Origin of the sequence: Lachnoanaerobaculum orale, from assembly GCF_003862485.1 — a bacterium.
Lineage (GTDB): Bacteria > Bacillota > Clostridia > Lachnospirales > Lachnospiraceae > Lachnoanaerobaculum > Lachnoanaerobaculum orale.
Map to the genome: position 1 here is coordinate 381339 of NZ_RRCM01000002.1, position 22068 is coordinate 403406.

Annotated in this window: 15 protein-coding genes and 1 pseudogene; 14 read left to right on the forward strand and 2 right to left on the reverse strand. The window is 36.2% G+C overall.

Annotated elements, in window-relative coordinates; genetic code table 11:
• Window positions 1–83 precede the first annotated feature (83 nt).
• The 8 genes from EHW90_RS11750 (at window position 84) to EHW90_RS11785 (ending at window position 10242) form a co-directional block, all read left to right on the forward strand.
• Window positions 84–824: a hypothetical protein gene (locus EHW90_RS11750; protein ID WP_124952909.1), complete on the forward strand. Its 741-nt coding sequence runs from the start codon at window positions 84–86 to the stop codon at window positions 822–824.
• A 101-nt stretch (window positions 825–925) separates the two neighbouring features.
• Window positions 926–1585: a YoaK family protein gene (locus EHW90_RS11755; protein WP_124952910.1), complete on the forward strand. Its 660-nt coding sequence runs from the start codon at window positions 926–928 to the stop codon at window positions 1583–1585.
• Between the two features lie 17 nt (window positions 1586–1602).
• Window positions 1603–2601: an L-glyceraldehyde 3-phosphate reductase gene (gene mgrA, locus EHW90_RS11760; protein WP_124952911.1), complete on the forward strand. Its 999-nt coding sequence runs from the start codon at window positions 1603–1605 to the stop codon at window positions 2599–2601.
• Window positions 2594–3151: a chromate transporter gene (locus EHW90_RS11765; protein WP_124952912.1), complete on the forward strand. Its 558-nt coding sequence runs from the start codon at window positions 2594–2596 to the stop codon at window positions 3149–3151. Before mgrA ends, EHW90_RS11765 begins: the two co-directional genes overlap by 8 nt.
• A complete protein-coding gene (locus EHW90_RS11770; protein WP_124952913.1) occupies window positions 3148–3705 on the forward strand; it encodes a chromate transporter in 558 nt (185 codons plus the stop codon). Before EHW90_RS11765 ends, EHW90_RS11770 begins: the two co-directional genes overlap by 4 nt.
• 29 nt (window positions 3706–3734) lie before the next feature.
• Complete coding sequence (locus EHW90_RS11775) at window positions 3735–5222, forward strand: UDP-glucose--hexose-1-phosphate uridylyltransferase (protein ID WP_124952914.1); 1488 nt, start codon at window positions 3735–3737, stop codon at window positions 5220–5222.
• A 132-nt stretch (window positions 5223–5354) separates the two neighbouring features.
• Entirely contained in the window at window positions 5355–7223 is a 1869-nt protein-coding gene (locus tag EHW90_RS11780) for a hypothetical protein (protein ID WP_124952915.1), read from the forward strand.
• Entirely contained in the window at window positions 7201–10242 is a 3042-nt protein-coding gene (locus EHW90_RS11785) for a toll/interleukin-1 receptor domain-containing protein (RefSeq protein WP_124952916.1), read from the forward strand. The genes EHW90_RS11780 and EHW90_RS11785 overlap by 23 nt, the downstream gene beginning before the upstream one ends.
• 69 nt (window positions 10243–10311) lie before the next feature.
• On the opposite strand, the gene EHW90_RS11790 is transcribed toward EHW90_RS11785, so the two are convergent.
• Complete coding sequence (locus EHW90_RS11790) at window positions 10312–11352, reverse strand: YeiH family protein (RefSeq protein ID WP_124952917.1); 1041 nt, start codon at window positions 11350–11352, stop codon at window positions 10312–10314.
• Between the two features lie 197 nt (window positions 11353–11549).
• Here EHW90_RS11790 and EHW90_RS11795 point away from each other — a divergent pair, with 197 nt between their 5' ends.
• From EHW90_RS11795 to EHW90_RS11820, 6 genes are all read left to right on the forward strand, one after another.
• Entirely contained in the window at window positions 11550–13268 is a 1719-nt protein-coding gene (locus EHW90_RS11795; RefSeq protein ID WP_124952918.1) for an N-6 DNA methylase, read from the forward strand.
• Between the two features lie 35 nt (window positions 13269–13303).
• Window positions 13304–14812 carry a class I SAM-dependent DNA methyltransferase gene (locus EHW90_RS11800; RefSeq protein ID WP_124952919.1) on the forward strand — a complete coding sequence of 503 codons (1509 nt, stop codon included), beginning with the start codon at window positions 13304–13306 and terminating at the stop codon, window positions 14810–14812.
• A gap of 18 nt (window positions 14813–14830) precedes the next feature.
• Window positions 14831–16015, forward strand: a complete 1185-nt coding sequence (locus EHW90_RS11805) for a restriction endonuclease subunit S (RefSeq protein ID WP_124952920.1) — start codon at window positions 14831–14833, stop codon at window positions 16013–16015.
• Between the two features lie 125 nt (window positions 16016–16140).
• Window positions 16141–17109 carry a site-specific tyrosine recombinase/integron integrase gene (xerA, locus tag EHW90_RS11810; protein WP_124952921.1) on the forward strand — a complete coding sequence of 323 codons (969 nt, stop codon included), beginning with the start codon at window positions 16141–16143 and terminating at the stop codon, window positions 17107–17109.
• Between the two features lie 36 nt (window positions 17110–17145).
• The gene (locus EHW90_RS11815; RefSeq protein ID WP_124952922.1) at window positions 17146–18291 is read left to right on the forward strand and encodes a restriction endonuclease subunit S; all 1146 of its coding nucleotides are present in this window, start codon (window positions 17146–17148) and stop codon (window positions 18289–18291) included.
• Between the two features lie 125 nt (window positions 18292–18416).
• Window positions 18417–21710, forward strand: a complete 3294-nt coding sequence (locus EHW90_RS11820) for a DEAD/DEAH box helicase family protein (RefSeq protein ID WP_124952923.1) — start codon at window positions 18417–18419, stop codon at window positions 21708–21710.
• A gap of 6 nt (window positions 21711–21716) precedes the next feature.
• On the opposite strand, the pseudogene EHW90_RS11825 reads toward EHW90_RS11820, so the two are convergent.
• Window positions 21717–22068: pseudogene (locus EHW90_RS11825) on the reverse strand (hypothetical protein); the annotation flags it as partial.

A 22068-nucleotide genomic window follows, 5' to 3' on the forward strand; every position in this document is an offset into this window, starting at 1 on the left:
CACATTGTTGTAATATTTTATCATAAAGCAATCACACAAAAATTTTACTATATGTAAAAAAGTATATTACATGGAGTATTGATATGAAAAAAAATATTTTTATACCTTTATTGTTTTTAACAGTGGTGATGACTGCCTGCAGTAACGGTGCCAAGAGTGAAACTACGGCAAGTACAACTGCGGCTGCAGAGACTACCACAGTTGCGACTACGACTACCGAAGCTCCTACTACAGCTGAGACTACAACTCAGGCTGCGGTAATTGAGGAAGAGAGTCATGCGGAGGACGATATACAGTTTTACAGAGGAAAAAAAGAAAACAATGTATATACCAACAGCGTCTTCAATATCAAGTTTGATGCACCTGCCAACGGCTACAAGATGCAAAGCAGAGACAATATCGCACAGATGAGAGATATTTTCATCAAACAGTCAGGTATGTCACAGGAAGAGGCGGACAGCAGTATATATATGGATGTATATGCTACCAGTGAGAACGGCAAGGGTGTCAGCAGTGTGAATGTAGTCATAGAGAAGATGGGTACACCTTTTGAAAATGAGACCGAACTTGCAAAGGTTGTGGACAAGCTGCAAAATCAGTATAAGGCTGCAGGTATGGTAAATGTCAGCGTCGAGAGCGATAAGGCAAGGTTCAACGGAAAGGAGACCATTGCACTGAACGCTACCGATACAAGCGGAAATTATACCGTATACAGAAAGCAGATTTATATTAAGTCCGGAAACTTTATGGCTATTATTACAGCGAGCAGTACTTCCGAGGAGAAGGCACAGAAAGCGCTTGACGGATTTACAAGTTTGAACTAAACAAAGAAAGTATAGTCTTTTGCGGCTATACTTTTTTATTGCTTTTATTTATTTGAAATTTGTTCTAAAATAAAGTGATGTGTATAAAGAGGAAAAAAACTATGAATAAAAGGCAGATTTCAGAGTCCATAGAGGTCGGCATATTTTTGGCACTTTCAGGCGGATTTATGGATGCATATTCATATATAAACCGTGGAAAGGTTTTTGCAAATGCCGAGACGGGAAATATTATATTGATGGCACTTAAGGTATGTGAGGGCAAGTTTTTTGAAGCTGTCAATTATCTTATACCGATAATATCATTTGCTGTAGGCGTGGCCATATGTGAGATAATAAAATATAGAAAAGAAAGAATAAATATGATACATTGGAGGCAGATACTGGTGATGTTTGAGATATTCGCATTTATAGTAGTAGGATTTTTGCCTCAGGAAATGAACAGGGTTGCCAATTCCATAATATCTATGATATCGGGAATACAGTTTGCCACATTTCCGAAGATAAGAGGTACAGCCATTGCTACCACCATGTGTACAGGTAATCTAAAGACCGGAACCCAGAATATGTATCGCGGAATAAAGACGGGGGACAGGTCCGCCATAGAAAAAGGATTATATTATTATGTATGTATATTAGTTTTTATAGCAGGTACGGCGATAGGATATTTTGCAGTGAAGCTTATGGCTGAAAAGGCAATTTTTCTTGCAGCACTTGCAATGATAAATATTTTTATAATGATGTTCAAAGAATTTGAAGATTGATTTGAAAGGAGATCTTTATGTATCATGCAAATGAAGACAGATATGAGAAGATGAGATACGCATACTGCGGAAACAGCGGACTGAAGTTACCGCTTGTATCTTTGGGACTTTGGCACAATTTCGGTGATCACTCAAATCTTGAAAATATGAAGAAAATCATATTTACGGCGTTTGACAACGGTATCACACATTTTGACCTTGCCAACAACTACGGTCCGGCTCCGGGAAGTGCTGAAAAAAATTTCGGCATTATCCTGAAAGAAGACATGGGAAAGTACAGAGATGAGCTGCTAATCAGTACAAAGGCGGGCTACACCATGTGGGACGGTCCTTACGGGGATTTCGGCAGCAGGAAGTATCTTATTGCAAGTATTGACCAAAGCTTAAAGAGAATGGGACTTGAGTATGTGGACATATTCTATCACCACAGAATGGATAAGAACACACCGCTTGAAGAGACCTGTGGAGCATTAGCACAGATAGTAAACAGCGGTAAAGCACTTTATGTGGGACTTTCAAACTATGACGGTGAGACCTTGGAGCAGGCTACAAAGATCCTTGGTGAGCTTCATGTGCCTTTCATTATCAATCAAAACAGATATTCAATCTTTGACAGAACTGTTGAGAACAACGGTCTTAAGGATATGTCGGCAAAGCTGAATAAGGGAATTATTTCATTCAGTCCGCTTGCGCAGGGACTTCTGACAGACAGATACTTAAACGGCGTACCGAGTGACAGCAGAATAGCAACCGACGGAAGATTCTTAAAGACTGATAATCTTACAGAAAAGAAATTAAACGCCATAAGAGAGCTTAACGAGACGGCAAAGAAAAGAGAGCAAAGCCTTGCACAGATGGCTCTTGCTTGGGTATTAAAAGACGGTATTGTGACATCCGTACTTATAGGCGCATCAAAGGCTGAGCAGGTGCTTGACAATATAGCTGCTATAAAGAATACAGAGTTTAGTGATGAGGAATTAAAAAAGATAGATAAGATCGTTAAGGACAATGAATAAAAAAGTTCTTATCAAGCTTTTTTTGTCAACGCTGTATCTAAGTGCATTCACCTTCGGAGGCGGATATGTTATAGTCACTTTGATGAAAAACAAATTTGTAGACGAATGTCATTGGATTGAAGAAAAAGAGATGCTTGACCTTGTGGCAATTGCACAGTCAGCTCCGGGAGCTATTGCAGTAAACGGTGCAATAGTGGTGGGATATAAGCTTGCAGGTATAATAGGAGTGTTGGTGGCGACCGTTGCCACTGTTATTCCGCCTTTTCTTATAATATCTGTTATCTCGGTGTTTTATACATTGTTTAGAGAGAACAGATTTATAGCTTATATTCTTGACGGTATGCAGGCAGGTGTAGGAGCCGTGATAGCTTCAGTAAGCATTCAGATGGGATTTGGTATTGTAAAGGAAAACAAAATAAGTTTTGTGATAATGGCTGCGGTTTTTGTGATGAGTCTGTATTTTAAAATAAATATAATATATATTATTTTGCTGTGCATTCTTATAGGCGTTATAAAGACTTTAGTACAAGCCGGAAAGAAGGCGTTATGATTTATCTGAAACTTTTTATAAGCTTTCTTAAGATAGGTGCATTCAGTTTCGGCGGAGGTTATGCCGCAATGCCGCTTATAGAGAGCGAAGTGGTGAATACAAATCATTGGCTCAGTGCGGCCGAGTTCGGAGACCTTATTACAATATCACAGATGACGCCGGGACCGATTGCGATAAATTCCGCTACATTTGTAGGCATAAGGATTGCAGGTATCTTCGGTGCAATGGCTGCGACTTTCGGATGTATATTGCCGGCTTTGATACTGGTGACTGTGATAGCGTGGCTGTATACAAAGTACCAAAAGTTATCAATGCTGCAGTCAATACTGGCCGTCTTACGACCGGCTGTAGTTGCAATGATTGCAATATCGGGTGTGAAGATACTGATGCAGGCATTCGGACTTGATATGCTGACAATAAAGAGTATAAGATTGCATATGATTGTGATATTTTTTGTATGCATGATACTTTTGATAAAATATAATAAAAATCCGATAACGGTAATGGTTTTTGCAGGGGTGTTAAACCTCTTGTACAATGTTTTAACAGACTAAAAATATATGAGGAGCGGTTTAGAAACAAGATGATAAACAGACTTATAAATGAGCTTATGTATTATGCTTTAAGTGAGCATTTGGTGGATGAAGATGACAAAGTATTTGTGACAAACAGTTTGCTGGCTTTGTTTAATCAGGTGGAGTTTCATGAAGAAGAAATCAAGGAAGAAAGAGTGCTTGCGGATATTCTAAAGGATATGTGCGACTTTGCTCTGAAAGAGGGAATTATAGAAGATGACAGTGTGACTGTGACAGACCTCTTTGATACAAAAATTATGGGACTTTTGACACCGATGCCGTCTACAGTAAGAAGAGTATTTAAGGAAATATACAGTGTGGACAGTAAGCTTGCAACGGATTATTTTTATAAGCTTAGTAAGAGGTCAAACTATATAAGAGTGGACCGTATAGCAAAGGATGAGAAGTGGGTGACAGATACAGCCTACGGACCTATTGATATTACTATAAATCTTTCAAAGCCAGAAAAGGATCCCAGAGATATTGCAAAAGCCGGAGCGGCAAAAAAGTCAGGCTATCCAAGCTGTTTACTCTGTATGGAGAACGAGGGCTATGCAGGAACATTCTCACATCCTGCAAGGCAAAATCTCAGACTGATTCCTATAGCATTGGACGGTGAGGATTACTTTTTACAGTATTCACCATATGTGTACTACAATGAACACTGTATTATCTTCAACAAAGAACATAAACCGATGAAAATTGACAGGGCTGTATTTAAGAAACTGCTTGAGTTTGTAAAGCTTTTCCCACATTATACTGCAGGTTCAAATGCCGACCTTCCTATAGTAGGAGGTTCCATACTAAGTCATGACCATTTCCAGGGAGGCGGATATGTTTTTGCAATGGCAAAGGCGCTTTATGACAGGAAATTTGTACTTAAAGGTTATGAGGATTTGAATGCAGGTATTGTAAAATGGCCTATGTCCGTAATCAGACTTCAGGGAAAGGATATTGACAGGATAGTACAGGCGGCCGACCACATTTTATCAAGTTGGAGAGCATATAGTGATGAGGAAGCTTTTATCTTCAGTGAGACTGAAGGCACACCTCACAATACCATAACACCTATTGCAAGGATGCATAAAGATTTGTATGAACTTGACCTGGTGCTTAGAAATAATATCACTACAGAAAAGAGCCCTTGGGGTGTATACCATCCTTCTGCCGATCTTCACCATATAAAGAAAGAAAATATAGGTCTGATTGAGGTTATGGGACTTGCAGTACTTCCTGCCAGACTGAAAAGAGAGATGGAAGAACTTGAAGAGTATATACTTGAAAATAAGGACATCCGCAACAATGAAGTATTAAAAAAGCATGCAGACTGGGTGGATGAGTGGATAAGCAACTACAATATAGAAAAAGAAAATATTCACAGCATTGTTCAGGCGGAAATCAGTAAGGTATTTGTAAAAGTACTTGAATGTGCCGGAGTTTATAAGAGGGACGAAGAAGGACAGGAAGCATTTGACAGGTTTATAAAGACATTGTAAATCGTGAATAATAAAATATTAAGTTTATATTTATAAATCGTGATTGTAAGTCAATACTCTAATCATATATAATTAGAGTGTTGGCTTATTTTTTATAAAAAATATGATAAGCCGTTAAGAAGCGGAGCAATTATGAAGGAAAATAGAAATTATTACAAGAAAAAGATTTATCTTGCCTTACTGATTATTACATTTATTTTAGGTTTTGTAAGCCTGTATGAATATTACAGGATGACGATTCACAATCCGTTCAGATTACTTTCCACTGTTTTATACGGAGTTATAAAGTTGTTTTTATTCACACCCCCTATATCGACGGATGATAAAACAAGTTTTTTATATGAGATTGCAAAGTGGCTTGCACCGATACTTACATCCACTTTTATATTTACCAAGATTTCAAATACTTTGCTTCATATAAAAAATATATGGTTTAATAAGATAAGTGCAAATCATATCCTTGTCTTTGAAAACAGCGTTATGGGAGAGACATTGATTAACAATCTTATAGATGATAAAAATTCTTATAAGATATCACTTATATCAAAACATTTTATAGATGACAATCTGAAGAGTAAGTATGAGAAAAAGGGAGTGGCGACTTATCAGATAGACTTTGAAAAAAGTGATAAGAATGAGATAAGAGAGTTTTTAAATACTGTAAATATCAATAATGTAAAATATATGTTTTTCTGTTCGGATACGGATTTGGAAAACTATGCCCTTTATATAAATGTGATAAAAAGGATAAAGCCGCAAAGACATATAGGATGTTATATAAAGTGTGAGTCAAATACCGTATCATCGTATATTGAAGATATGATTGTCTATGAAAGAGAGAAAAAAGAAAATCTCAAAAAAATAGATACGACACATTTTAATCAGACAGATTTGACTGTAAGAAAAATCATGTGTGAAAGTCTTGTAAATGAGAGTATATCAAAGAGTATGGATTCATTATCTTCTATGGGAGATATAATATCGGCAGAGCAGATAGATGAAAATATCAAAAGAATGCATATAGTGGTGATTGGTATAAATGAACTTACAGGTACATTATTAAAGTTCATTGCAAATGATATGACTACAAAGCTTACTGAGGATACGCTTATAAGTATAATGGATTATGATGCCGATACCAAGACGGAAAAGTTGTTTGCCGAAAATATAGGGTTAAAAAAGACTTTGGATTTTCATATAACGGACTTTAATAAAGTGCCTTTATATGAGAGTTTAAGAATTATGAAGGAAAGACCTTCACTAATATTTTTGATGAATGAGGATGTGGTAAAAAGTCTTAAATACCTGAATATAATAAATAAGCAGTTCATTGATGTTGCAAAGATAATAAGAAATGTGTCAAATATTGATTTGACCTATGCACTGCCCAAGGATGAAAATATAAAGCTCTTCGGGGACGTTTCTCAGATTATGACAAGTGACATCCTTATAAGAGAGGCTCTTGATAATCATGCCAAGAAGTTCAATAACAGCTATAACGAGTATTCACAGTTGCTTTTAATGGGCGGAGGCAGCAGCTGGAATGAGCTTTCCTATGTTAAGAAGACATCTTCAAGACTGTCGGCAATGCACGCAGGAGTGAAGGAAGATATATTAAGAAAAATATTCTTTGATAAGTCACAGGATTTTATAAAGGACTATTTGAATAAAAAGTTCGAAGAGTTTAAAAAATTGGAAGAAATCATGAAAACGGATAGTGAGAAGTTTAAGACAGAGTTTCGTGAATTTTTGAAAGCCAATCCTATACTTGATTTTCTTTCAAGTCTTGAGCATAAAAGATGGTGTAACAGCTATTATACAATGAACTTTGTATACGGAGAAAAAAAGGACGAGAACTTAAAGACACATCCGTGTCTGATAGATGATTGGAACAGAGTGCTGGGTGATAAGTTTGATGTATGTCATCCGGAGTATGATTTATTATCGGTGTTTACTTTGTTTTTGGGAGAGGATAATAATGGAAAAAGAAAAGAAGCATAGAACATCGTCTGATGAAATGCTGAATGCATCGTATGAGTACAATGAAGTCAGCTATAAGTATGACGCTTTTATAAGCTACAGGCATGTGGAGCCGGATCAGACTGTAGCAAAATATGTTCATCAGATGATAGAGACATTTAAGGCTCCGAAGGAGTTTTATAAAGACGGTAAAAGACCTGTTTTCAGGGTATTTCGTGACAGGGAAGAACTTGCAGCCAGAGATCTCGGTGCATCTATAGAAGAAGCGCTTGCACAAAGCAGATATCTGGTAGTCATATGTTCAAAGAGAACTCCGCTGTCTGAGTGGTGTCAAAAAGAGATAGAGATATTCAAAGGCTTACATGGTGAAGAAAAGATAATACCTGTACTTATAGAGGGAGAACCCGATGAAGCCTTTCCAAGTCCTTTAAAAGAAATAAAAGATCAGGGTGACGGGCATGAGATATTGGCGGCGGATATAAGACCTGATGAGATATTCAGTGATGAATTTAAAGGATATGAAAGTATACAGGATAAGCATAAATTAAATGAGCTTACGAAGCAGTCTATAAATCTTTTAAAGACCGAAAAGTACAGAATAATGGCAACTATACTGGGTTGCAGCTTCGGAGATTTGAAGCAAAGAGATAGGGAAAGAAAGAATAAAAGAATTTTAAACCTTTCATTATCGGCAGGCGCGGTATTTTTGGTATTCGGAATGTTTATGGCGAGTGCTTATCACAAGGCGGAAGTTGCAAGGCAGGAGGCGGTGCAGTCAAATGCAAGTATTTTGATGAAGACTTCAAAGGACTATGCAGGTGACGGAGACTATTTAAAAGCCGCTCTTGTTGCAAAAGAGGCTATGAAACCTATAAGCAAAAATATGAAGCATTACAATACTTTAAAGGCTGAAGAGTTCTCCATATTCAACAGTGTTATATATCACGGAGGGGCTTCCACACTTACAGTGATTCCCACAAAAAACAACATGACATTTATGGCATTAAGCAATGACGAGAAATATGTTGCATACGGTCTTGATAACAATAACACCGCTATAGCAAGTGTGGAAAACGGAGAAATAATAAAGGAATTTGAAGGGCACAGTCAGCAGGTAAAACTTTTAAGTTTTTCTGTGGACGATAAGTATCTGGCATCGGCTTCATTTGATAACACCTGTATCATATACGATATCAATACAGGCGAACAAAAGGCTGTACTTGATATAGAAGGTATACCTATGCTGATGCGGTTCTCAACAGACGGTACAAAACTGTTCTATGCCGTATTATATAATGACAGTACCGTATTTTATGTATATGATACCATAAACTGGGAGAAGAAATCTGAATTCACAGTTGAAGGTCAGGTAAAATCTGCAGATATAAAAAAAGACGGCAGTGAGATACTTATAACATTGAATACAAATACTGACGACCAGGTTACCAGAAGAAGTATGGAAGACGGAAGTATAATAGATGTTATACCGAAGATATCCGAAAAGAATATTATTACACAGGAAGATTCTTATAAGCCGTATAAGTCCGCCGCATATTCTGCCGACGGCCAAAATATACTGTTGCTTACAGATGCCGAAATAATAAAGATGTCTTTTGACAAGCAGGAAGTTTTCAGAAAAGATATGTATATAAATCCTGATGACAACAAGGTTATATATGAAAGTGACGACGGAGGAAAGATTGCCGTAAAGTCAAATACCAAAATATATATATTGGACGGAAACAGCGGAGAAATATCGGATGAGATATATTTTGAAAAACTTAACCTGAAATATTATGTTTACAATCCCGATACAAATACCGTAGTAGGTTTTGGAGAAAACGGGAATTATTCTATATGGAAGGATAATGCGGTTGTAGAGGATAATCTGAAATACGGAAGCGGTACACCTGTCGAATTCAAGTTCTTAAAAGACGGAAGTAAGATATTGGCAAACTCACATGAGAGTCAGGCAATAAAGATAATTGATTTAAAATCCAGAGTCTCATCAGAATCGATATATGCAAGGATAATGGCAAATTCAAACGATTCTTCAAAGATGCTTTTGTCTGACGGAAAAGATGTTTTACTTTCAGGCGATGACGGAAAGACAAGCAGCAAGATAAATGTGGACGAGTCTACAATAGACGGTGTCGCACCTGACAGTAAGTACTATAAGATATCAAATAACGGCAGGTACTATGCGACTGTTGTTACTGTATTAGACAGTGATAAACCTGTACTGAAAGTATATGATTTACAGGAAAATGACAGTAAACAACTTGAGATGGACTCACTTTCATCTGTATTTAACTTTTCAAATGACAGTGAGCAAATATTGTTGGCTGACGGTAAGAACGGACTTAGAGTATTTGATTCAAACAGTATGGAACAGGTGAAAAGCTACAGTGATATAAAAGACGATTCGGGAAAGATGATATTATCACCGGACTCGAAGATACTTGTTTTCAATAACATATCAGGCACGGCATCAATATGCGATATGGAAAACGGAGAGCATATTGATGATGTGGCGGGAGAAGTACTGGATGTTCAAAATACCGGCGATGAGATAAAGCTTAAGGGAATAAAGAACAACACCGCATTCACATGGAGCAATAAGAGCGGTCTTGTCACATGGGATATGGATGATGCCTGCAGGCAGACTCCTCTAAGTTTTAACGATGTAAATATGTATAATGCAAATACAGATTTGCTGATGATGATCAGAAATAATGAAAATGACAGAAAGTGTTATATAGTAGATTTTTCAACGGGAAAGGTCAGAATGACTTTAAATTCAGCAGTAAAAAAGTATACCGTCAACGGTCATATCTCACCTGACGGTAAGCTTATAGCTATAGACCAGAACTACTATTCAAATTATGACAGTAAAAGTGCAAAGACCTCGTATTATACGGAGGCCAAGGTATATAAAATACTGAGTGAAGACGAAGTCTCAAAGGAAGTAGACAATATACTTGCAGGAAGAACACTCACACAGGATGAAAAAGTTCAAATCGGTATAAGTGCAAAGTAAAGAGCGGCTGTCGGGAAACGACAGCCGCCTTTTTTGGGTTCTTTGTCAAGTTTTTGGGTGAGTTTAATTTTACCATATGTGAAGTATATGCTGCATCAAAAGACTTACTGCGGTAATTCCTATCCAACATATGCCACCTAGTATAATAGGTTTGCCACCGGATTTGATAAGCTTTATCAGATTACTGTTCAGTCCGATTGCAGCCATTGCCATAATGATACAGAACTTACTGAAATCCTTTAAAGGAGCAAAGGAATGTGAAGGAACACCTGCACTTAAAGCAACAGTAGTGATAACAGATGCGATAATAAAAAATATTATAAACATCGGAAATGATCTTTTAAGGCTGAAGCCGTTTTTATTATCATTTGACTTCTTTGCATTGATTATTGCAAGCACCAAAGTAATGGGAATGATTGCAAGAGTTCTGGTAAGCTTTACCGTAACAGCCTTATCAAGAGTCTGAGTGCCCAGATTCCACATACTGTCCCAAGTGGAAGCGGCGGCGGTAACGGATGAAGTGTCATTTACTGCAGTTCCTGAAAATACTCCGAAAGCCTCTCCGCTTAGAGTATCAAAGCCAATCATTTTTCCAAAAACGGGAAAGAGCAATGCAGCCAATACATTGAAAAAGAAAATAACGGATATGGCCTGTGCCACCTCGTCATCATCCGCATTTATTACAGGTGCTGTAGCCGCTATGGCGGAGCCTCCACATATGGAAGAACCTACTCCAACAAGAGTTGAAATATTGCCGGGGATCTTCATCAGCTTATGTAAAATAAAGGCAATTATAAGTGCGGTGGATATTGTGCATATGATTATAGGGAGCGACTGCCTGCCTGTTTGAAGTACAACGCTTAGATTAAGGCCGAACCCAAGGAAAACAACAGCCGCCTGCAAAACATATTTTGAAGTGAACTTTATTCCGCTACCTGCCATGCCCTTATCATTCCAAACAAGAGTAATTATCATACCTGCAATAATCGCAATCACCGGACCTCCGATTATAGGAAATCTCTTCCCCAGAAACCAAGCCGGCAGAGCAATGAGAAAGCATACAAGCATACCTATAAGATTTTTTGATAAGAAAGATTTTATTGAATTCATCTTAATGTCCTTTCTGAATTTTATAGTATGATTATAGTACAATAGGGGGAATGTGGGAAGAAAAAATGTGTTTGATAGAAAATATTTATAAATAATATAAGGTTATTAAAAACCTTAAAATAAAGCTTGACTCCCATGATTTTTAGGTTTATTATAACCTTAAAAATAAAGGTTGTTAAAAACCTAAAAGGAGGGATATGGATATAACATATCTTAAAAGATTGGAAAAGCTTGATACATCGGGTATTTCAGAAGCTATAGACAGAGAACTTAGGGTAATATCAGGTGATAATAAATCAAGATATTCAACCATATTAGCGTATATATTGTACAGAGCGTCCAAAGATAACATTAAAGACCTTGACAGTATTGAATTGTTTGAGAGCAGCTGCGATGTAGACAGCAGTATAAAAATGGAGTTGGATTATTATTGTCATGATATATGGCCTGTATTAGACAGATTAAAGATATATGGATTTGATGAAGATAATCTGCTTGCCTATCTGTTATTTAACAATGATTTGGAAGACAGTTTAAGAGAGACATCTACTCCTAGAGGAATATTAAAGCTTGCAGCTAAGATATTGGATGTACAGGAAAATGAGAGTGTATTGGAGCTTTGTTCAGGCAAAGGGAATTTCTTTGTTGAGCTTGCATTGCTGAGAGAGAATATAAAATATACCGGTATAGAGCTTAGTATGGCAAATAACTTTATTGCAAATATAAGGGCATCAGTATTGGAAAGGGATATATCTTCGGTTTTGAGTGATGCCATGACATACAAAGCGGAAAATAAGGCGGATAAGCTGTTTGCCAATTATCCTTTTTTGATTAACTTTCCGGATATGGAAAATATTGTAAAAGATATGGAAATGTTGCCTGATAATATAAAGAGAGCTTCCTCAGACTGGATATTTAACTTGAAATTGGTTGAGCAGATGAAATCAGGCGGAAAGGCTGTAGCTGTCATGACAAACGGAACAACATGGAATTCTACAGACAAAAAAATAAGAGAATACTTTGTTAAAAGCGGATTTATAGAGGCAACCATTTTGCTACCACCAAAGTTGTTTCCGGGAATATCTGTTGCAACAACCCTTGTGATTTTCAGTCATGGCAACACTAATATTAAGATGATTGATGCCGGTGAGAATTTTACAAAAGAAGGAAGAAGGAATGTATTATCGGATAATGACATATCAGATATACTGGATTTATTACAAAAAGATGGTAAGAACTCTATCACAATAAGTATAAAGGAGATTGCAGAAAATGATTATATAATCAATGCAAGAAGATACTTGGAGAAAGCACCTGAGATTAAAGACGGTGTTGCTATTGCGAACATTGTAAAGAGTATAACAAGGGGAGCACAGCTGAGGGCATCAGATTTGGATGAAAACAAATCAGCTGAGCCTACAAACTACAGATATATTATGTTGTCAAATATAAATGACGGAGATATCTATTTTACAGATAATCAGTACTTGAAGGATATACAGCCTAATTTAAAGAAGTTTTATGCAAGGAATAATTCAATCATTTTGACAAAGACGGGATCACCGGACTTTAAATCGGCAGTTGTACAGGTGGCAGAAGGTATAGAAATATTGGCTACAGGAAATATGTTTATTCTTGAAATAGATGAGACGAAAGCTGATCCATATTATGTGCAGGCACTTTTTGACAGTGAACTTGGAAGAGCCTTATTTAAAAGTATATATGTCGGCAGTGCAATCCCGACAATTTCTTTAGAAAAGCTGAAAAAACTTGAGATTCCTTTGCCTTCGCTGGAGGAACAGAATATAATAGGGGAGAAGTATAAAGAGGAACTTGGGAGGATAGCCGACTTAAAAGAAAAGCTTTTGACCTCAAGAGAAAAACTGAAGCGAATTTACAATATAAAAACAATTTGAAATAAAAGTATTTTGTGAAAACAGAAAGGGAGATTATGACAGGCGAATTAAAAAATAAAATCGACGGATTGTGGGAGATATTCTGGACAGGAGGTATTACAAACCCTTTAGAAGTCGTGGAGCAGATGACATATCTTATGTTTATCAGAGATATTGACAGTGCAGACAATATAAGAGCAAAAGAAGCGGCAATGCTTGGATTACCTTTTAAGAGTATATTTGACGGTGAGGTGGAGATAGATGGACGTAAAGTGGAAGGCGAACAGCTGAAATGGTCTGTTTTCCATGATTTTCCTGCGCAAAGGATGTACAGTATAGTGCAGGAATGGGTTTTCCCTTTTATAAAAAATCTGCATGGTGATAAAAAAAGTGCATACAGTAAATATATGAGTGATGCTATTTTTAAAGTAAATACACCTCTAATGCTTTCAAAGATAGTAGATGCTATGGATGAAATATACGCAATAATGGATAAGGAGCAAAGTACCGATGTCAGAGGAGATGTATATGAGTATTTGCTTTCAAAACTTGAAAAATCAGGTGTAAACGGTCAGTTCAGGACACCAAGGCATATTATAAAAATGATGGTAGAAATAACGGACCCACAGCCAAATGAGACTATATGTGATCCGGCGTGCGGTACCTCAGGATTTCTTGTAATCAGTGGTGAGTACTTAAAAGAAAAATATAAAAAAGAAGTACTTATGGACAAAAAGAATAAAGAGCATTTTATGAACAGTATGTTCCATGGATTTGATATGGATAGAACCATGCTTCGTATAGGTGCTATGAATATGATGACTCATGGTATCGAAAATCCCTGCATAGAATATAGGGATAGTTTATCCGATCAAAATCCTGATAAGGATAAGTATTCTCTTATACTTGCAAATCCTCCATTTAAGGGTAGCCTTGATGCTGATATAGTATCTACAGATCTATTGAAAATATGCAAGACTAAAAAAACCGAGCTATTGTTTTTGGCACTCTTTATAAGAATGTTGAAGATTGGAGGAAGATGTGCCTGCATAGTACCTGACGGTGTGCTTTTCGGTTCATCCAATGCTCATAAGGCTATAAGAAAAGAATTGATAGAAAATCAAAAGCTGGAAGCAGTAATATCTATGCCGTCCGGAGTCTTTAAGCCATATGCGGGAGTATCTACAGGTATACTTATATTTACAAAGACCAATCATGGTGGAACAGATAATGTCTGGTTTTATGATATGACAGCGGACGGCAAGAGTCTGGATGATAAGAGAACTCCGATAGCAGATAATGATATACCGGATATCATAGCCAGATTCAAAAATCTTGACGGGGAAAAGGACAGAAAGCGTACAGATAAATCCTTCATGGTACCTAAGAGTGAAATCATAGAAAAAGATTATGACTTGTCTATCAATAAATATAAGGAAGTGGAGTATGTCCCTGTAGAATATCCGCCGACATCTGAGATCTTGGATGAAATAGAGAAGCTGAACGAACAGATAATGGAAGAGACCAGAGTATTAAGAGAATTATTGAAAGGGACCTCAAATTGAGGTTTGTGTGGGAAAATAATGACTGAAAAAGTTAAGTTAAATGAGATTACAGATATATATTTAGGGGTAACTCATACACCAGAGTATGTATTAGATGGTGTTCCTTTTTTGTCAGTTAAGGATATTAGTGGTGGAAAGATATGTTTTGATGAGTGTAAATTTATTTCTCAAAAAGAATATAATTCACTTTCTGAAGGTGCTAAGCCTAAGGTTGGTGATATGTTATTTTGTCGTGTAGGTACTATAGGAAAACCTATAATTATTCCGGAAGGAACACCTTTGTTTGGTTCATTTGTTAGTTTGGGGTATTTACGCAATAAAGCCAAAGATAGATGTAATTTAAACTACTTGAGATATTGGATGTACTCTAATTCGTTTTGGAAGCAAGTTAATAAAAATGTTAAAGGTGCATCACAAGTAAATTTGAATACTGGTTGGCTTTCCAATTTTGAGATTAGATTGCCCGATTTTTCTGAACAGACATATATAGTATCTATACTTGATAAATGTAAGTTAATAATTGAAAGAAGAGAAGAAGAACTAAAAAAGTTTGATAATCTCATTAGAGCCCGATTTGTTGAGATGTTTGGAGATTTGGTAGAGGGTGATAAGATTAAAACTAATAGACAGAAAATTGGTACTATTGCTTCTGTAACAAAATTGGCAGGATTTGAGTTTACTAAGTATATAAAATATAAAGATATAGGCTCAGGAGATGATGTTATAATGCTTAGAGGTTTGAACTGTAAGAGAGGACAACTTATCTTAGATAATATAAAATGGATTGACAGAGAAACTTCTAATCTTTTACCCAGATCAAAGCTTTATATTGGAGATATTCTCATAACATATGCTGGTACAATTGGTGATGTTGCTTTAGTCGATGAAGATAATAAATATCATCTTGCACCTAATGTCGGGAAAATCACCTTAGTGGATAAGTCAAAATACAATCCAGTTTTTTTAGTGCACCTTTTAATGTATACAAACGAATATATAATGTCATTTGCATCTAAAGTAGCACAGGCTTCAATCAATATGCAGAAGATTAGAGATTTTGAATACTATTTTCCAAATTATGAAGAACAAAAATATTTTGCTAATTTTGCTACACACGTCAACAAATCAAAAGTTGAGGTGAAAAGGGCACTTGATGAAGCACAGCTATTATTTGATAGTCTTATGCAAAAGTACTTTGGATAGGAAATAAATAATAAAAAACTGGGATAAATGTATGAAAAAGCGTCTATATTTGAGTATAAACAAATCAGGATATGTAAAAAGTATTGGTTGGTGTAGGATGATGGTATATAAAGGAGTATACTGTCATGGAAGAAAAAATTGTAATCATACTAAACGAAATGTCTGAGTATTTATCTATTTCACAGATGAAAAAGCTTCAGGAGGTTATCTTGAAAGCTTTTTCTGATAATGTGGCTACTAAGCAAAACATATCGAATGAAGATTTCTTGCAACTCTTCTTAGATGCAAAGAAAGTGGAAGGATGTTCTGAAAGAACTATACAGTATTATAAGGTAACTATAGAACACTTGCTAAAGAATAAAGATACACCTGTGAGAAGAGTGACTACAGAAGAGATGAGGGAGTATCTCTCTGACTATCAAAAGATAAATAATTGCAGTAATACTACTATTGACAATATAAGGAGAAATATTTCCAGTTTCTTTTCTTGGCTTGAAGAGGAGGACTATATTCTAAAAAGTCCTATGAAGCGTATACATAAAATAAAGACCAGAACTGTGGTGAAGAGTGTTATTTCAGATGAGAGTATAGAAAGACTTAGAGACAATTGTGAATCAAAAAGAGATAAGGCGATAATTGACCTATTATATTCCACAGGTATTAGAGTAGGTGAGCTTGTGAATCTGAATATCAGTGATATAGATCTTGAAGGTCGTGAATGTGTAGTATATGGTAAGGGAAATAAAGAGAGAAAAGTATACTTTGATGCCAAAGCAAAGGTACACCTTATTGATTATATTGAGAGTAGAGATGATGATAAGGAAGCCCTTTTTGTAACTTTGGATGCACCACATGACAGATTGAAAATAAGTGGAGTGGAGATTAGATTGAGAGAACTTGGCAGAAAGTTGAATCTTGAAAAAATCCACCCGCATAAGTTCCGTAGGAGTATGGCAACAAGAGCCATAGATAAGGGAATGCCAATAGAACAAGTGCAAAAGATACTTGGTCACTCTCAAATAGATACTACAATGCAATACGCCATGGTAAACCAAAATAATGTAAAGAATTCCCATCAAAGATATATTGCTTAAAATTTTGCAACTTGAGGTTTGTGAGGGATGGTTTAGATGCAGAAATTGTGGGAATATAAAAAGCTTGGGGATGTATGTACTGTAGAACGAGGGGGGTCTCCAAGACCAATTGACAAGTTTATTACGAATGACGAAAATGGTATAAACTGGATTAAGATTGGTGATACTTCAGATTCAATGTACATAACCTCAACAGCTCAAAGAATTATGAAAGAAGGAATGAAGAAATCAAGGTATGTTAAGCCTGGAGATTTTTTATTATCAAATTCTATGAGTTTTGGACGCCCATATATATTAAAAATAGATGGGTGTATTCATGATGGATGGCTTGTATTAAGAGATGAGGAAAAGGTGTTTGATAAACGATTCCTTTACTACTATTTAAGCTCCAAAAGTACGTATAAAAAGTTTGAAGCTATGGCTGTTGGTGGAGTAGTAAACAATCTAAATAGTGAGATGGTAAGAAATACATATGTGCCAATACCTAACAAAGATGTGCAGTTAAAAATTGCAAATCAGTTTGATATGGTAAGAAGTATATTAGAGAGTAGAAAAAAAGAATTATTATTATTAGAAAATCTTGTCAGAGCCCGATTTGTAGAGATGTTTGGAGAAGGATTAAAAGATGATGGAAAGTTTAAGCTAAAACCAATTTCGGAAATAGGACAGGTTGTTTCAGGCGCTACTCCGAAGACATCTAGGTATGAGTATTGGAATGGAGATAATGTATGGATTACTCCGGCAGAACTATCAGATGAATCTTTTGTAATCTATGATTCTGAACGTAAGTTAACTTATGAAGGAGTAGATAGTTGTGCGGTAACTTTACTTCCCGTAGGTACTGTTATTCTTTCAAGTAGAGCACCGATAGGTAAGGTGGCAATAGCAGGTGTGGAAATGTATTGTAATCAAGGGTTTAAAAACATAATTCCAAGAAATGTAGTTAGTTCTATTTACCTTTATGAGTTGCTAAAAATGGAAACAGAGTATTTGAAATCTCTTGGTAGAGGAGCAACATTTAAAGAAATATCTAAGCAAATTGTTGAAAATATAAGAGTAAAAGTGCCACCAATAGAGTTACAAAATCAATTTGCTACATTTGTAGCCCAAGTCAACAAATCAAAATTGTTAGCCGCCTCGCAACCTCAAATCCATATATACAAAACCCTAACTTTGCTGTAAAATAGCCATAGTTAACGATTTCCTTAATATAAAGGGCCTTATACAAATAAAACCTTAAGAATATGCTCCTAAGTTGAGATATTCTCTATTAAATACTACTTACTAAAACTATGGGGAGGTTTGCCATGGGCAACTTTGACTATTTGAAAGAGGAAAAGAGGTTTGATACCTTTTCAAATGTTGCTATTGCGGCAGAAAAAGTTTTATATATAGATCCGGGACTATGCGTGATGAATTGTCGCAGAGCGATGGAGTTTGCTATTAAATGGATGTATTCGGTGGATGCTTCATTGACTAAGCCGTATCAGGACAATCTGATCAGCTTGATGAATACTGAAGAATTCAAAGATATTATTGATGCGGATCTGTTTAAGCGTATGGATTTTATACGTAAGATAGGTAATGACGGTACTCACAATGCAAGGAAGGTAACTGAGGAGCAGGCAATGCTTTGTCTTGAAAACCTGCATATATTCTTTGATTTTGTGAGTTATTGCTATGCTGATAATTATGTTGAACAAAGTTTTGATAAATCACTTTTGAAAAAAGAGGTAGAGCCGCCGAAGACACCGGAAATTTCCGATATAGATTTGGATAAGCTGATAGCAGAGAATGCATCACTTAAGGCTTCACTTACAGAGCAGAGAGAAGAAAAGATTCAAAGCTATGTTACAAAGCCGCTTGAACTGTCGGAATATTCAACAAGAAAAATATACATTGACACTATGCTTGCAGATGCAGGATGGAGAGAAGGCTCCGACTGGTTAAACGAGGTAAAGATAGAGGGATTGTCTAGCGATTCAGGTAACGGATTTGCGGACTATGTACTTTATGATGATGCCCATAGACCGCTTGCTGTAGTAGAGGCTAAGCGTACATGTGTGGATGTTGTTGCAGGAAGAAAACAGGCAAACGACTATGCAGACGCTATCGAGAAAAAAACAGGAAGAAGGCCTTGTATTTTCCTTACAAACGGATTTGAGACAAGAATAATAGACGGTGAATACCCTGAAAGAAAGGTAGCAAACGTATATTCAAAAGAAGACTTGGAAAAGATGTTCAACTTAAGAAAGATGAGAACATCTCTTGAAAATGTCGTTATAGATAAGAATATTGCAGGTAGGTATTACCAGGAGGCCGCAATCAAGGCGGTATGTAATTCTTTTGACAAAAAACATCGCAGGAAAGCATTGCTTGTCATGGCTACAGGTTCAGGAAAGACAAGAACTGTAATAGAGTTGTGTCATGTACTTCTTGATGCAGGTTGGATTAAGAATATCTTATTCCTTGCGGACAGAACGTCTTTGGTAATTCAGGCAAAGAGAGCGTTTAGAAATAATTATCCTGACCTTTCGGTAACAAATCTTTGCGAAGAAAAAGATAATTACAATGCTCACTGTGTTTTTTCTACATATCAGACAATGATGAATTGTATAGATTCGGCCAAGGAAGAGGATAGAAAGATATTCACCTGCGGACATTTTGATCTTGTGATATGTGATGAGGCACATAGGTCTATATATAATAAATACAAGAATATTTTTACATATTTTGATTCTCATCTTGTAGGACTTACAGCTACACCAAAAGACGACATTGATAAAAATACTTATGAAAGATTTGACCTGGAGCAGGGAGTTCCGACATATGGATATGAACTCTCACAGGCTGTAAAGGACGGATATCTGGTTGACTTTTTATCAGTTGAAACGAAGCTTAAGTTTATTGAGGAAGGAATTGTGTATGAAAATCTTTCCGATGAAGATAAGAGTATATATGAGAATACTTTTGAGACGGAGGATGGTGAAATACCTGACTCAATAAGCTCATCGGCACTTAATGAGTGGATATTTAATGCAGATACTATTCGCAAAGTGCTTGATACATTTATGAAAACCGGAATCAAAATAGAATATGGACAAAAGATTGGAAAGAGTATTATCTTTGCAAAAAACCATGCACATGCTGAAAAAATTCTTGAAATCTTCAATAAAGAGTATCCGCATCTAACCGGCTATGCGCAGGTTATTGACAACAGGATTAAGTTTGCACAGCGTATTATTGATGATTTTTCTGAAGCAAATAAATTGCCACAGATAGCTATTTCTGTAGATATGCTTGATACAGGTATTGATGTACCTGAGGTTGTTAATCTTGTCTTCTTTAAGAAGGTAATGAGCTATGCAAAGTTCTGGCAGATGGTGGGTCGTGGTACAAGATTGTGTCCGGGGCTTATTGACGGAGTTGATAAGTCTAAATTTTATATATTTGATTTTTGTGGAAACTTTGAGTTCTTCAGAATCAATAAGAATAAGGGTAAAGTCTCTGCAAATGATATTTCGATACAGAGTGCTATCTTTAATTTAAAGTTTGAGATAGCATACAGATTACAGGATTTGGACTATCAGAGCGATGAACTTAGATCATTCAGGAAAAGACTTGTCGAAGAGATGGCAGCAAAGGTATCAGAGCTTTCAAGAGAAAGATTTGATGTAAAGCAACATTTAAAGTTTGTGGAATTATATTCTACGGAGGAAGGATATAAGGCACTGACATTTGAAGATACTGTGTTGATAAGAGAAGAACTTTCACCTCTTATTTTACCTGAAGATGATGAAATCAGTGCAGTGCGTTTTGATGCATTGATGTATGGCATAGAGCTTGCATGCCTTGCAGGCAAATCATATAAGAGATTTGTTACCGATTTGAGGAAGAATGCGAAAAAACTTGCAAGTATTGCTAATATTACAGAGATAAATGAGCAATCAGACCTTATAGAGGATATATTACATACTGACTACATTGAGGGCTGTGGAGTAAACGAGTTTGAGATAATAAGAGAAAAGCTCCGTGGACTTATGAAGTATATTCCAAAAGGAGGTATTATATATGATACCAACTTTACTGACGATATTATTTCTATAGAATGGAACGACTCGGATCTTGAAAGTGATTCATTGAAGAATTATCGTGCAAAGGCTGAATATTATATTAAAGAGCATCAGGACAATGAGGCTATAAAAAAGTTAAAATCCAATATTCCTTTAAGCAAAGATGATATAAAAGAACTTGAAAAAGTGCTTTGGTCAGAACTTGGAACAAAAGAGGAATATGAGAAGGAATATGGACAAAAGCCGCTGGGTGAGCTGGTACGAGAAATAGTCGGGCTTGATATGAATGCTGCAAAGGAGGCGTTTTCAGCATATCTTGAGAACAGCAATCTTGACAGCAGACAGATTTACTTTGTAAATCAGATTGTAGAGTATATAGTTCACAATGGAATGATGAAGGATTTATCTGTATTACAAGATACCCCGTTTACAGATCAGGGAAGTATAGTTGAGATATTTACAGACTTGGGAGTATGGGCAAATATCAAAGGTATTATTGACAGCATTAATGAGAATGCGGCTGCGTAGAAAGATTTATACAATATAACCTGACTTCTGTCGTTTCTCTCGAAACCCGGTACTCCAGGTATCCAAGAGCATGCAGTTTTGAAAGAAATTGTCGACTTCAGCTTTGTTTAAATAGAGGGCATCAAGGTTACTAAAACCAACCGGTTTTTTAACCTTTTCGTTAATGGCCTGATCTCTTGATATATTGATATATGTATTATCGCCTTTATTTACCACCCTAAAATCACGCATAAAGTTGATCAAGTCATAAGAGTTTATTTTATTCTTGAAGCACTTGATTTCTAATACTCTTAAAAGAAACAAGCTAAGGTAGCATATCAAAAAATGCCCATAGATTGTTTCTTTTTTCTGTAAATAA

Excerpts from the sequence above, each read along its gene's own strand:
- EHW90_RS11765 (WP_124952912.1), top strand. The coding sequence starts at position 2,594 with ATGAATAAAAAAGTTCTTATCAAGCTTTTTTTGTCAACGCTGTATCTA.
- EHW90_RS11775 (WP_124952914.1), top strand. The coding sequence starts at position 3,735 with ATGATAAACAGACTTATAAATGAGCTTATGTATTATGCTTTAAGTGAG.
- EHW90_RS11795 (WP_124952918.1), top strand. The coding sequence starts at position 11,550 with ATGGATATAACATATCTTAAAAGATTGGAAAAGCTTGATACATCGGGT.
- EHW90_RS11780 (WP_124952915.1), top strand. The coding sequence starts at position 5,355 with ATGAAGGAAAATAGAAATTATTACAAGAAAAAGATTTATCTTGCCTTA.
- EHW90_RS11770 (WP_124952913.1), top strand. The coding sequence starts at position 3,148 with ATGATTTATCTGAAACTTTTTATAAGCTTTCTTAAGATAGGTGCATTC.
- EHW90_RS11790 (WP_124952917.1), bottom strand. The coding sequence starts at position 11,352 with ATGAATTCAATAAAATCTTTCTTATCAAAAAATCTTATAGGTATGCTT.
- EHW90_RS11805 (WP_124952920.1), top strand. The coding sequence starts at position 14,831 with ATGACTGAAAAAGTTAAGTTAAATGAGATTACAGATATATATTTAGGG.
- xerA (WP_124952921.1), top strand. The coding sequence starts at position 16,141 with ATGGAAGAAAAAATTGTAATCATACTAAACGAAATGTCTGAGTATTTA.
- EHW90_RS11815 (WP_124952922.1), top strand. The coding sequence starts at position 17,146 with ATGCAGAAATTGTGGGAATATAAAAAGCTTGGGGATGTATGTACTGTA.
- EHW90_RS11750 (WP_124952909.1), top strand. The coding sequence starts at position 84 with ATGAAAAAAAATATTTTTATACCTTTATTGTTTTTAACAGTGGTGATG.
- EHW90_RS11800 (WP_124952919.1), top strand. The coding sequence starts at position 13,304 with ATGACAGGCGAATTAAAAAATAAAATCGACGGATTGTGGGAGATATTC.
- EHW90_RS11820 (WP_124952923.1), top strand. The coding sequence starts at position 18,417 with ATGGGCAACTTTGACTATTTGAAAGAGGAAAAGAGGTTTGATACCTTT.
- EHW90_RS11785 (WP_124952916.1), top strand. The coding sequence starts at position 7,201 with ATGGAAAAAGAAAAGAAGCATAGAACATCGTCTGATGAAATGCTGAAT.
- mgrA (WP_124952911.1), top strand. The coding sequence starts at position 1,603 with ATGTATCATGCAAATGAAGACAGATATGAGAAGATGAGATACGCATAC.
- EHW90_RS11755 (WP_124952910.1), top strand. The coding sequence starts at position 926 with ATGAATAAAAGGCAGATTTCAGAGTCCATAGAGGTCGGCATATTTTTG.